Annotated in this window: 1 protein-coding gene; it reads left to right on the top strand. The window is 76.7% G+C overall.

Annotated elements, in window-relative coordinates; genetic code table 11:
- Positions 1–257 (top strand): hypothetical protein (locus C1X29_RS29355; RefSeq protein ID WP_158247919.1); only part of this gene is annotated, 257 nt, incomplete at both ends.

The raw sequence follows: 257 nt of genomic DNA, 5'->3' as shown, positions 1-257 counted from the left end.
GCGGCGACCTGCCCGAGGGCGCCTTCGACGCCCTGCTGCAGGACGCGGCGCGCGGCACCTCCTCGGCGCCCCTGCCGCCGGGCCGCCACTTCCTCCTGCGCGACCTGCGCCCCGACGAGCGCGAGAAGGTGCTCAGCCTGGTGCTCAAGCGCCGCCTGCACCGCTGGGAGTCGCGCGCGCTGGACTGGTTCGAGGAGACGGTCCCGCTCGTGGAGCAGTTCCGCGGCCTGGGCCTGACCCTGCCGCCGGGGCTGGAC

The organism is Pseudomonas sp. GW456-12-10-14-LB2 (assembly GCF_002884345.1).
GTDB classification, from domain to species: domain Bacteria; phylum Pseudomonadota; class Gammaproteobacteria; order Pseudomonadales; family Pseudomonadaceae; genus Aquipseudomonas; species Aquipseudomonas paraglycinae.
The sequence above is the reverse complement of the archived record's forward strand: the minus strand, read 5'-3'. Positions and strand labels throughout refer to the sequence as shown.